Origin of the sequence: Gordonia rubripertincta (assembly GCF_038024875.1) — a bacterium.
Classification (GTDB): domain Bacteria; phylum Actinomycetota; class Actinomycetes; order Mycobacteriales; family Mycobacteriaceae; genus Gordonia; species Gordonia rubripertincta.
In genome coordinates, this window is sequence record NZ_CP136136.1 from 3499970 (window position 1) to 3512124 (window position 12155).

Here is a 12155-nt window from a genome sequence, read left to right on the forward strand (position 1 = left end):
GCCGCCGGCCCGCTCGTTACTCGGTGCCGGGAGCGGAGCGAGCAGGCCGTATCTCAGCCGGTGCGGAGTTCGTAGAACCGGAAGAAGGCGAAGTCCTCGATCGGCAGCACCTCGACGCTCTGGAAGCCGGCCTGTTCGGCATAGGACCGCAGGGTAGCGGGTCGCATCACGGTGCCGGTGGCGACCGACGGCGGTGAACTCATCGAGTCGGGTAGGCACACGAACAGCGAGAACCCGTACATGAGCTTGTCGAGTTCGTCTGCGGGACCGGAGAATTCGTCGGATACGGCTTCGTCCATGACGATCATCGACGCCCCGGGTGCGAGAGCCTGCCGTACCGCGCTGAGAACCTCGACGGGCCGGGGCATGTCGTGGAGGCATTCGAACGCGAAGGCGGCGTCGAACGGTCCGTGTGACGCGGCTTCCTCTCCGCCGGCGAGATGGAACCGCACCCGGTCGTCGAGCCCCTCGGTAGCGGCGTTGTCCCGTGCCATCTGCACCGACGCGGCGTCGACGTCGAGACCGACGAACGTCGCCTGCGGGTACGCGCGAGCAAGGGCGATCGTCGAATGGCCGGCGCCGAAGCCGATGTCGGCGATCGTCGCGCCCGGTCGGGACAGGTGCTGATGGAGATGGTCGACGGCCGCGAGTGCGGGTGCGAGCTCGGCGTCGAACCACGGCTTGTTGAGCGCGGCCTGGCATTCGCGTGCGTCGGCTCCGAGTTGTTCCCAGCTCACACCGCCGCCGGACCGATAGGCGTCGAGCAGGTCGGGGAGCCGGTTGAATGCGGCGGCGAACATCCGGGGGAGCGCGCCCAGATAGGAACGACTGGAGGTGTCGGTGAGGACCTCGGCGACACCGGGTGAGATGCCGAATGTCGCCGGACTGCTGGACAGGTCGGCATCGAGAATGCCGAAAGCCGCTTGCATCTCGAGCCATTCGCGGGCGTACCGTGCATCGGTGGCCGTGCGGGAAGCGAGGTCGTCGGCGGTCAACGGACCGTGGTCGACGAGGCAGTGGTACCAGCCGAGGCGTTCGCCGAGATAGACGCTCATGGTCTCCGCGGTGGCCAGGGTGGAGTCGAGGAATCGTTCGGCGAACTCGTCGGCGCTCGGTGACGACGCGGCGAGAGTCGACCTGTCGGTGCCGGGACCGGGCGGTGTGGTGCTGCCGGGTGTGATCGTCATGGTGGAACGATCGCAGCGCTGCCTCTCGGGCCGGTCACGGAGCGGTTTCGACTCGGTTCACATCTTTGTTGGTCAGCAGGCGCGACCGGCCACGACGTGCTCGGTACCGGCGTCGGGATTCCAGCGTCGCAGCGCGGTGAAGGTGCAGATCCGGTCGGGTTCACCCCAGTGGTTCGAGCGTGGCGAGGGCCTCGCCGATCTGGCGGTACGTGAAGCGGCGTCCCAGAGTGATGTGCGGGGTCCACCCGCCCGGTTCGACGTGCGCGAAAGTGCTCGGGTTCTCGGCGCCGGCCGCGGCGTCGTCCGGGTGAACCGTGTGAGGGCGAACCGTGCGTGCCACCTGGGCGTGGAGCGACAGCAACTCGGTGCTGGGGACGACGAGCAGGGCCAGGGTGTGGCGGGACCCGTGTCCGAACACGACCGGTGCCCCGATGATGCACCGCAACGGTAGGCGCTGGGCGGCGGGACCGAGGGCGGCATCGGCGGCCGACGTGATGTGGCCGGCCGCCAACAGGGTGACGTGCGGACGGTTGGTGTCCGATCGCACGCGCTGCGCACTGGGAAGGCCGACGTCGGCGAGCGCCGACCAGCGGCGCCGCACCCAGGCGTCGGTGTCGTCGTCGGGTAACAACTCGATCGAATGTGCCACGGAACCAGTCAACCAGAGACGCGTGCAGCACCCGGTGGTTCGGCCCACGATCGCCTGGACGGTTGCCGCGGCACTCGTGTCACAGCGCGATTGAGTCGTATTTCGTGCGCGTACCTCAGAGTATCGAGAGTGATCCGTGCGGACGAATAGCACGTGTTATGTGGTACCGGCAAGGAGCCAATACTCAGCCGGATTCTTTCTGGCCGATTCGGTAAACGTTGGCCGCGCAACCTAATTCGTGTCGCTCAGGTTGTTCCGGGTTTGTTCGCCGACGCCACGATGTGGCACAGCTGGGCGGTCGAGTGGACCCCGGACCGGATCGCGGTGTATCTCGACGGCGTCCGGTGGGCCGTGACCACCGACACCGCGCGGTTTCCGCCGCGTGCCATGCATCTGTGTCTGCAGCTCGACAACTTCGGCGGCGTGACGGCGCCCGGAGGGAAGATGTTCGTCGACTGGGTCGCCGAGTATCCGGTCTAGCAAGAACGTGCACCGAAGTGGGACCGGCGTGACCGACGACTCGTCGAACCCGGCGTCGAGGGGGGAGACCGGTAACCTCTCCCGGGTGGACGACGACATCTGCCGGTGCGGTCACGACCGGTCGGCACACCGGCATCACCGGGCGGGCACCGACTGTGCGCTGTGTCCGGACGGGACATGTCCACGATTCCGGCGGAGGTCACGGCTGCGTTCTCTCCTCGACTCGGTCACCGGGGAGCGGCACCCGGGTTCCTGACGCCTCACGATCCGGCCGAAGTCATCCGAGGGGCCGTTGCAGGGTGCGCCCGGCGTGGCCGTCTCGAGGGCATTTGCCCAGCACAATGCCGCTGGAGTAGGCTTTGAGAACGCGCGTGCGCTCGATGACGCGCGACAGGCACACGCCCCGGTCGAAATGCTTCTGATCAGGGGTTTTGTGCCGCGCAATACGTCAAGAACTGTACCTACTACACACCTGTCCGGAGCAACTCAACATATGTCGTCCCCCACGATCACCTCGCCGCAAGTAGCCATCAATGACATTGGCACTGCCGAGGACTTTCTCGCCGCCATCGACTCCACGATCAAGTACTTCAACGATGGCGACATCGTGGAAGGCACCATCGTCAAGGTCGATCGGGACGAGGTTCTGCTCGACATCGGTTACAAGACCGAAGGCGTCATCCCCTCTCGCGAACTGTCGATCAAGCACGATGTTGACCCCAACGAGGTCGTCAACGTCGGTGACGAGGTCGAGGCCCTGGTCCTCACCAAGGAGGACAAAGAAGGCCGTCTGATCCTCTCCAAGAAGCGTGCGCAGTACGAGCGGGCTTGGGGCACCATCGAGGAGCTCAAGGAGAAGGACGAGGCCGTCAAGGGCACCGTCATCGAGGTCGTCAAGGGCGGCCTGATCCTGGACATCGGCCTGCGCGGCTTCCTCCCGGCATCGCTCGTGGAGATGCGTCGCGTCCGCGATCTGCAGCCGTACATCGGCAAGGAGATCGAGGCCAAGATCATCGAGCTCGACAAGAACCGCAACAACGTGGTCCTGTCGCGTCGTGCATGGCTCGAGCAGACCCAGTCCGAGGTCCGCAGCGAGTTCCTGCACCAGCTGCAGAAGGGCCAGGTCCGCAAGGGCGTCGTGTCCTCGATCGTCAACTTCGGTGCGTTCGTCGATCTCGGCGGCGTCGACGGTCTGGTCCACGTTTCCGAGCTGTCCTGGAAGCACATCGATCACCCGTCCGAGGTCGTCGCCGTGGGCGACGAGGTCACCGTCGAGGTCCTCGACGTCGACCTGGACCGCGAGCGTGTTTCGCTGTCGCTCAAGGCTACTCAGGAAGACCCGTGGCGCCAGTTCGCCCGTACCCACGCGATCGGTCAGATCGTCCCGGGCAAGGTCACCAAGCTGGTGCCGTTCGGTGCGTTCGTCCGCGTCGACGAGGGCATCGAGGGTCTGGTCCACATCTCCGAGCTGGCCGAGCGTCACGTCGAGGTGCCGGATCAGGTTGTCGCCGTCAACGACGATGCGATGGTCAAGGTCATCGACATCGACCTCGAGCGTCGTCGTATCTCGCTGAGCCTCAAGCAGGCCAACGAGGACTACACCGAGGAGTTCGACCCCTCGAAGTACGGCATGGCCGACAGCTACGACGAGCAGGGCAACTACATCTTCCCCGAGGGTTTCGACGCCGAGACCAACGAATGGCTCGAAGGCTTCGAGAAGCAGCGTGAGGCATGGGAGGCCCGGTACGCCGAGGCCGAGCGTCGCCACAAGATGCACACCGCCCAGATGGAGAAGTTCGCCGCTGCGGCAGCCGAGGCTGCCAACGCACCGACCGACTACTCGTCGGCTTCGGAGAGCCGCGGTGGCTCGTCGAACACCGGTGGCGCGTCCACCGGCGGTTCGCTGGCCAGTGACGAGCAGCTCGCCGCTCTGCGCGAGAAGCTGTCGGGCAACGCCTGATAGCTCCGCTCCCGCAGTAGATCTGCACTGAGCACACGAAAGCCCTCCCGGGAAACTTCCCGGGAGGGTTTTCGTGTCCCTGCCACACCGGCCGGGACCCGGTGGGTACGGTATTGATCTCGTACGCTGTACGGAAAGGGTGCAACGTGTCGACCGCTGATGATGCGCGGGCCCTGGTTCGGTTGCTGTGGCGTGGACGCCGGGAGCCTCAGGCGCCCAGGCGTGGTCCGCGCCAACGGGTTACCGTCGACGAGATCGTCGGCAAGGCGATCACGCTCGCGGACGAGCGAGGACTGGCCGCGGTGTCGATGCGGACACTCGCCGCCGAGCTCGGCGTCGGCCCGATGACCCTCTACACCTACGTGCCCACGCGAGACGTTCTGGTCGCGCTCATGGTGGACCAGGTCGCCGGCGATCCGATGCCTGGGCCGGCTTCGACCATCCGGGAGTCCCTCGCCGAGGTCGCACGCCACCTGCGGGCCGAATACCTGGCCCATCCCTGGTTGATCGACGCCAATCCGTGGCGCCAGGTTCTCGGCCCCCATCGGCTCGCCCGCTACGAACGCCAACTCGAACTGCTCGAACCCCTGGACGTCTCGGACCTCGACCGCGACCACATCCTCGGTCTCCTGTCCGCCTTCGTGACCGGCAACGCCCGGGAGGCACTGGCGGCCGACGCGGCGGTGGCCGACAGCGGCATGACCGACGTGGAGTGGTGGGAGGCTGTCGCACCCGAACTCGACGCGGTGATCCCCGAAGGCGAGTTCCCGCTCGCCGATCGCGTGGGAACCGTTGCAGGCGAGCATCATCAGGCGCCGGGGGCTCCCGACGAGGTGTTCGATTTCGGCCTGGCGCGACTGCTCGACGGGTTGGCGCCGCTGATCGGCGACGCCTGACTCCTCTCGTGTCGCCGGTAACCATGCGTTGTTGACAATCATTTTCATTAGACGGTTGACTGTCCGAGTGCTATCACCACGGACAACTCTGACCCGTTCCCTCGCCCTGCTCGCGGCGTCCTCCATCGCGCTCGTCGCATGCGGTGACACCGAGCAGGTGACCCCGTCCGCCGAGTCCTCGAGCGGACCCGCGGAACAGCAAAGCGCGACACCGCGACTCGCACTCAGCTACGACGGTGGAATCCTCGTGCTCGACGCGACCACACTCGATCAGGTCGCCGACCTTCCCCTCGACGGGTTCGTTCGACTGAACAGCGCAGGCAACGGGCGGCATGTGTTCGTCTCCGAGGCCGACGGGTTCCGGGTCCTCGACGCCGGGACCTGGACGAAGGCGCACGGCGACCACGGGCATCACTACACGACCCAGCCGTCGCTCACCGAGATGCGTTTCGGCGGAGCGGAACCCGGACATGTCGTGGTCCACGACTCGCGCATCAGTCTGTTCAGTGACGGCACCGGACAGGTCGACATCGTCGAACCCGCAGAACTGCTGCGCGGCAACCCGGTCGCCACCACGTTCACGGTCCCACAACCCCATCACGGTGTGGCGGTGTTCCGCGGGGACGGATCGGTGGTTGTCACACGCGGCGACGAGGAATCGCGCAGCGGTATCGCGATCCTGGACAAGGAGCGGGCCGAGATCGTCCGCAACGACGAATGTCCCGGTGTCCACGGCGAGGCGGCCGCGTCCGACGGACGCCTGACCTTCGGCTGTGAGGACGGGATCCTGATCGTCGACGGCACCGACATCCGCAAGGTGTCCAGCCCGGACCCCTATGGCCGAATCGGTAACCAGGCCGGTGACCACGGGTCCCCGATCGTGCTGGGGGATTACAAGAGTGACGAGGACGCGGAACTCGAACGGCCTACGCGCTTCTCTCTCACCGATACCCGCACCGGCGACCTCCGATTGGTCGACCTCGGTACCTCCTACAGCTTCCGGTCGCTCGAACGCGGGCCCGGCGGCTCCGCGGTGATCCTCGGAACGGACGGCGCGCTGCACGTCTTCGACGCCCCAACCGGGAACCGCACCGCCCGGATCCCGGCGATCGGGGAGTGGTCCGAACCCGACGAGTGGCAGTCGCCGATGCCGAATGTCGTGGTGCAGGGCGGCATCGCGTACGTCAGTGAACCCGCGTCGAAGAAGGTCCTCGCGATCGACCTGGAGTCGGGTGAGAAGGTCGCCGAGTCCACCCTGCCGCACGAGACCGTCGAACTCGTCGCGGTCACGGGCTGACGCGACGGCGACACACGGGGCGCCGGTGCGCACCGGGCAGGAGCCTGTTTGCCAGACTGGTGGCGTGATCAGGCTTGGACTGACCGGTGGCATCGGCGCCGGCAAATCGACCGTGGCAAAGACCTTCGTCGAACGAGGCGCGTACATCATCGACGCCGACAAGATCGCCCGCGAGGTGGTCGAACCCGGTTCGGAGGGCCTTGCCGCGCTCGTCGAGGCCTTCGGCTCCGACATCCTGGCCGCCGACGGAAGCCTCGACCGTCCCGCCCTCGCGGCCAAGGCGTTCGTCGACGAGGAGTCGCGGAAAACGCTCAACGGGATCACCCACCCGCTGATCGGCGCCCGCACCCAGGAACTGCTCGCGGCGGCGCCCGACGACGCCATCGTCGTCCAGGACATCCCGCTGCTGGTCGAGAATCACACCGCGCCGTTCTTCCATCTCGTCGTGATCGTGTTCGCCGACGCCGACGTCCGACTGCACCGCCTCACCACGATGCGCGGCGTCGACGAGGCCGATGCTCGTGCTCGGATCGCCGCGCAGGCCACCGACGAGCAGCGTCGTGCGGTCGCCGACGTCTGGCTGGACAACTCCGGATCGGCCGAAGATCTCGCCGCTGCCGCCGCGCGGGTCTGGGACGACCGGCTGGTGCCGTTCGAGACCAACGTCCGGGCTCGCCGGGTCGCCGATCCGGTCCCCGAACTCGTTGCGGCCGAACCGAATCCGGATGGCCCGGCGGCGCGTCTGGTCAACCGGCTGTGGGCGATCGCCGGGGAGCGGGCGACCGCTGTCGAGATCAGCGACGCGGCGAAGGTCGAACTGCAGATCACCGCACGCGACGATGCCGCGTCGGCAGAACTCGTCGAGCTCCTCGCGGACGGCGGGTTCGCGCCCGCCGGTCCCGGCGTTCACGGCTCCTGCGATCCGGGTCGGCCCGCAACCGTTCGGGTCACCACCGCCTGAGGCGCTCGAGTCCGTCGTCCGTCCTGCCGAATCACCGTGCGTGATCGAGGCGATGATCCCGGAAGAACACCACGCCGCCGACCGCATCGTCGAGCCAGGCCTGTACGTCATTGCCGTGCGCGGCCGCCCCGACGAGCGCGCGGGTCGCGATCGCGACGGCCTCCACGCACTGGCCGTTGTCGAGCAGTCCGCAGCGGTGAGCTTCGAAGACCTCGTCGACGTCGATCAGTTCCAACGGTGCTCCCGGAACGTCGACGAGGTCGAGGTACCAGTCCTCGGCGTACCAGCGGCCGTGCTCGTCGGGGCCGGAGAACCGGCCGACGTCGAGGTAGAGACGCTGATCCGCCCGATACCCGCCCTGGTAGTGGAAGATGTTGGCGCGCAACCCCAATGAGGGAAGAAGCCACGACTCGAGGTGGTCGAATCTCGGGTGGCCCGGCGCGGGGCGCGACATGTAGAGGCCATAGTCGGTGACGCGGTACTCCTCGACCTCGCGGACGAACCCCTTGTTGTCGGTGTTCGTCATGGCGGGCACGTCGAAGACCTCCCGCTTCGGCGGGTGCATCGAGTGGGGTACGGCCGGCGCGGCCGTCGCGGGGCCGCTGTTGCTCGTCATCCCCCGAATGTAGTTCGGCCGACGCCCGGTCTCAGGGTGAACATGGGAGATGTTCCCGATGTGCGGACCGAGGTCGTCCGCGCATGGTCGAACGATGAACTCTTCTCTCGCGGGACGACGACTCCCGGGGTCGTCGCGGCCCACGTGCCGGCCGCTCCGGTGGGGTTGGTGCTCGCCACCGTGGTGATGGCGTCGCTCATCGCGTTCCAGGGCTGGCTGTCGGTGGCCAAGCCGTGGTCGCATGTGCCCGGCAGGATGCGCGTGAAAGCACCGGTGCCGGGCGCGCGGGAACACTCGTGTCGTAGTCCGCGTTTACCCTGGCACTATGGCTTTTGCAGCAGAACGCCCGGTGCTCGCGCACTCCGAGTTCCGTCCGATCGGCGAGATCGAGCGCACCGAAGCCCGCTTCGAGGTGGTCAGCGAGTACGAGCCCGCCGGTGACCAGCCCGCCGCGATCAAGGATCTGACCGCACGGATCCAGGCGGGGGAGAAGGACATCGTGCTCCTCGGTGCCACCGGTACCGGTAAGTCGGCGACGACCGCCTGGCTCATCGAGCAGGTGCAGCGCCCCACGCTGGTGATGGCTCCCAACAAGACGCTCGCCGCGCAGCTGGCGAACGAACTCCGCGAGATGTTGCCCAACAACGCCGTCGAATACTTCGTCTCGTACTACGACTACTACCAACCCGAGGCGTACATCGCGCAGACCGATACCTACATCGAGAAGGACTCGTCGATCAACGACGACGTCGAACGACTCCGCCACTCGGCGACGTCGAGTCTGCTCTCACGTCGCGACGTCGTGGTGGTGGCGTCGGTGTCCTGCATCTACGGTCTCGGTACGCCGCAGTCGTACCTCGATCGCTCGGTCGAACTCGAGGTGGGACAGGAGATCGACCGCGACGCCCTGCTGCGGCTGCTCGTCGACGTGCAGTACACCCGCAACGACACCGCGTTCACCCGCGGCAGCTTCCGCGTCCGCGGCGACACCGTCGAGATCATCCCGTCCTACGAGGAACTCGCGGTACGCATCGAATTCTTCGGCGACGAGGTCGAATCGCTCTACTACCTGCATCCGCTCACCGGCGACGTCGTCCGTCAGGTCGACTCGCTGCGCATCTTCCCGGCCACCCACTACGTGGCGGGTCCGGAGCGGATGGAGCGCGCGATGGCGTCGATCGAGAAAGAGCTCGAGGAACGCCTTGCCGAGCTCGAGGGCAAGGGCAAGCTCCTCGAGGCCCAGCGCCTGCGGATGCGTACCACCTACGACCTCGAGATGATGCGCCAGGTCGGATTCTGTTCGGGCATCGAGAACTACTCGCGCCACATCGACGGTCGTTCGGCCGGAAGTGCACCGGCGACGCTGATCGACTACTTCCCGGAGGACTTCCTCCTGGTCATCGACGAGTCGCACGTGACCGTGCCGCAGATCGGCGGCATGTACGAGGGCGACATGTCCCGCAAGCGCAACCTCGTCGAGTTCGGGTTCCGGCTCCCGTCTGCGGTGGACAATCGCCCGCTGACCTGGGACGAGTTCGTCGACCGCATCGGTCAGACCGTGTACCTGTCGGCGACGCCGGGACCGTACGAACTCGGCCAGTCGAACGGCGAGTTCGTCGAGCAGGTGATCCGCCCGACCGGGCTGGTCGACCCGCAGGTCGTGGTCAAACCGACCAAGGGGCAGATCGACGACCTGGTCCACGAGATCCGGCAGCGCACCGAACGTGACGAACGCGTCCTCGTCACGACCCTCACCAAGAAGATGGCCGAGGATCTCACCGACTACCTGCTGGAACTCGGAATCCGGGTGCGATACCTGCATTCCGAGGTCGACACCCTGCGTCGTGTCGAGTTGCTGCGCCAACTCCGGTCGGGTGACTACGACGTCCTCGTCGGCATCAACCTCCTCCGCGAGGGTCTCGACCTCCCGGAGGTCTCACTGGTCGCGATCCTCGACGCGGACAAGGAAGGGTTCTTGCGCAGCACCACGTCGCTGATCCAGACGATCGGCCGTGCGGCCCGCAACGTGTCGGGTGAGGTGCACATGTACGCGGACAAGATCACCGACTCGATGGCCAACGCCATCGAGGAGACGGAACGCCGCCGCGAGAAGCAGGTCGCCTACAACAAGGAACACGGCATTGACCCGAAGCCGTTGCGCAAGAAGATCGCCGACATCCTCGACCAGGTGTACCGCGAGGCCGAGGACGAGGCTGTCGCGGTGGGCGGATCGGGTCGCAACGCGAGCCGCGGCCGCCGGGCGCAGGGTGAGGTGTCGAAGGCCGGCAGTGCGGGCGTGATCGAGAAGCGTGACGTCTCGGCCATGCCGCGCGCCGAGCTCGCAGATCTCGTGTCGCAGCTGACCGATCAGATGATGAGCGCGGCACGAGACCTGCAGTTCGAGTTGGCGGGGCGGCTGCGCGACGAGATCGCCGACTTGAAGAAGGAGCTTAGAGGAATGGACGCGGCGGGCATCAAATAGGGCTGTGACCTGCGGTCCCGTTGAAGACACAACATCGCGACCATGTGCCGATCACCACGATCGGCGGACAGACACGCCGTGGCAAACTAATGTCCCGGTGAAAGAACCCTGCAGTATGGGGGGATGTAGGTGACGCCTCGCTGATGGGCAGCGAGGCGAATTCATGTCGGAGGTTGGGATGAGCGCATACGAGACCATCGTCGTCGGGACCGACGGCTCGGAGTCGTCGATGAAGGCGGTGGAACGTGCGGGGGCACTCGCGGGCGAACGCGCACAGTTGGTGATCGCGTGCGCATACTTCCCCAACGAGCGTGGCGCAGGGGAGGCCGCCGACATCCTGAAGGACGAGGCCTACCAGGTCACCGGCTCGACGCCGACCGAGGAGATCCTCCGGACCGCCAAGGAACGCGCGTCCAAGGCCGGAGCCGCCACCGTCGTCCAGCGCCCCGTCAAGGGCGCGCCGGTCGACGCGCTGCTCCAACTCGTGAGTGACGTCAAGGCAGACCTCCTCGTCGTCGGTAACCGCGGCCTGAACTCGATCGCCGGGCGCCTGCTCGGATCGGTTCCGGCTGACGTGGCACGCAAGTCGGCGTGCGACGTGCTGATCGTGCACACCACGGGCTAGTCAACCGACGCGCAAGAACGCAACGAGCGTCCCCGACTCAGCGGGCGTCCGGAAAACCTCCGGCGCGCCCGAGGAGAGCGGGGACGCTCTTTTCCAAGGACCTGCCCAGCCATTCCGCGGCCTCGATCAGGCCGTACATGTTGACGCCGGTCGTGACGTTCGACCGGTCGAGCGCATAGAGCAGGTCCTCCGACGCGATGTTGCCCGTCGCGGCCGGGGCGAACGGACAACCGCCGAAACCGCCGATGGACGCGTCCAGAGCGCTGGCGCCGGAGTCCAGGGCGGTCAGGGCATTGGCGTAACCGGTGTTGCGGGTGTTGTGGAAATGCCATCGCTGAGGGATACCCGGTGCGTGTGCGGCCGCCAGATCGGCGAGTGTGCGCACCTGAGCCGGGACGCCGACGCCGATGGTGTCGGCCAGGGCGATCTCGTCCGGCGCCGCACCCTCGGTCAGGCGCGCGATGATCTCGCCGACCCACTCGGGAGCGACCTCGCCGGAGAACGGGCAGCCGAACGACACCGCGATGGTCACCGTCGTCCGTAGTCCCGCCTCGCGAGCATCGCGTACGACGTCGATCGCTGCGGCGATGCCCTCGTCGACGCTGCAGCCCTGATTCCGCCGGCTGAACTCCTCGGTCGCGACGACCACCGCGTTGACCTCGTCGACGGCGGCGGTGAGCGCACGGTCGAGACCGCGGCGGTTGAGGACCAGGCCGATGTAGGAGACGCCGTCGACGCGCGGAACCTGCCCCATGACCTCCTCGGCGCCGGCCATCTGTGGAACACGCTTCGGGTTGACGAAACTCACCGCTTCGACGCGTCGGACGCCGGCGTCGACACTGCGCGCGATCAACTCGACCTTCTCGTCGATCGACAGGATGGTGTGTTCGTTCTGGAGCCCGTCGCGGGGGCCGACCTCGACCAGTTGCACGCTCGTCATGCCCCCAATCTTGCCCCGCCGTGAACCTGCCGCGCGACGGGATTCCTTCCATCGGGTAGATG

Annotated in this window: 10 protein-coding genes and 1 pseudogene; 7 read left to right on the plus strand and 4 right to left on the minus strand. The window is 66.8% G+C overall.

Going from position 1 to position 12155, the window contains the following annotated elements; genetic code table 11:
- Positions 1-53 precede the first annotated feature (53 nt).
- Together RVF83_RS15940 and RVF83_RS15945 are read right to left on the minus strand one after the other, a co-directional pair.
- A complete protein-coding gene (locus RVF83_RS15940; RefSeq protein ID WP_005201081.1) occupies positions 54-1187 on the minus strand; it encodes a class I SAM-dependent methyltransferase in 1134 nt (377 codons plus the stop codon).
- A 72-nt stretch (positions 1188-1259) separates the two neighbouring features.
- Positions 1260-1836: pseudogene (locus tag RVF83_RS15945) on the minus strand (2'-5' RNA ligase family protein).
- 261 nt (positions 1837-2097) lie between these two features.
- On the opposite strand from RVF83_RS15945, the gene RVF83_RS15950 reads away from it, so the two are divergent.
- The 5 genes from RVF83_RS15950 to coaE all read left to right on the plus strand — a co-directional run bounded on the left by RVF83_RS15950 (position 2098) and on the right by coaE (position 7430).
- Positions 2098-2316 (plus strand): family 16 glycosylhydrolase, encoded by a 219-nt coding sequence (locus tag RVF83_RS15950; RefSeq protein WP_039881262.1) that lies wholly within the window; start codon positions 2098-2100, stop codon positions 2314-2316.
- 493 nt (positions 2317-2809) lie between these two features.
- Positions 2810-4276 carry a 30S ribosomal protein S1 gene (gene rpsA, locus RVF83_RS15955; RefSeq protein ID WP_005201078.1) on the plus strand — a complete coding sequence of 489 codons (1467 nt, stop codon included), beginning with the start codon at positions 2810-2812 and terminating at the stop codon, positions 4274-4276.
- Between the two features lie 146 nt (positions 4277-4422).
- Positions 4423-5172: a TetR/AcrR family transcriptional regulator gene (locus RVF83_RS15960; RefSeq protein WP_005201077.1), complete on the plus strand. Its 750-nt coding sequence runs from the start codon at positions 4423-4425 to the stop codon at positions 5170-5172.
- A gap of 67 nt (positions 5173-5239) precedes the next feature.
- Positions 5240-6469 (plus strand): zinc metallochaperone AztD, encoded by a 1230-nt coding sequence (aztD, locus tag RVF83_RS15965; RefSeq protein WP_005201072.1) that lies wholly within the window; start codon positions 5240-5242, stop codon positions 6467-6469.
- A 64-nt stretch (positions 6470-6533) separates the two neighbouring features.
- Entirely contained in the window at positions 6534-7430 is an 897-nt protein-coding gene (gene coaE / locus RVF83_RS15970; protein ID WP_039881261.1) for a dephospho-CoA kinase, read from the plus strand.
- Positions 7431-7461: 31 nt separating this feature from the next.
- Here coaE and RVF83_RS15975 read toward each other — a convergent pair whose 3' ends face one another.
- On the minus strand, positions 7462-8046 hold the full coding sequence (locus RVF83_RS15975; protein ID WP_005201069.1) for a DUF402 domain-containing protein: 585 nt from the start codon (positions 8044-8046) through the stop codon (positions 7462-7464).
- 325 nt (positions 8047-8371) lie between these two features.
- Here RVF83_RS15975 and uvrB point away from each other — a divergent pair, with 325 nt between their 5' ends.
- Together uvrB and RVF83_RS15985 are read left to right on the plus strand one after the other, a co-directional pair.
- Positions 8372-10528: an excinuclease ABC subunit UvrB gene (gene uvrB / locus RVF83_RS15980; protein ID WP_005201068.1), complete on the plus strand. Its 2157-nt coding sequence runs from the start codon at positions 8372-8374 to the stop codon at positions 10526-10528.
- A 178-nt stretch (positions 10529-10706) separates the two neighbouring features.
- A complete protein-coding gene (locus RVF83_RS15985; RefSeq protein WP_168432678.1) occupies positions 10707-11153 on the plus strand; it encodes a universal stress protein in 447 nt (148 codons plus the stop codon).
- 37 nt (positions 11154-11190) lie between these two features.
- On the opposite strand, the gene RVF83_RS15990 is transcribed toward RVF83_RS15985, so the two are convergent.
- Positions 11191-12093, minus strand: coding sequence for a hydroxymethylglutaryl-CoA lyase (locus RVF83_RS15990; protein ID WP_005193846.1), 903 nt, complete (start codon positions 12091-12093; stop codon positions 11191-11193).
- Between the last annotated feature and the right edge of the window lie 62 nt (positions 12094-12155).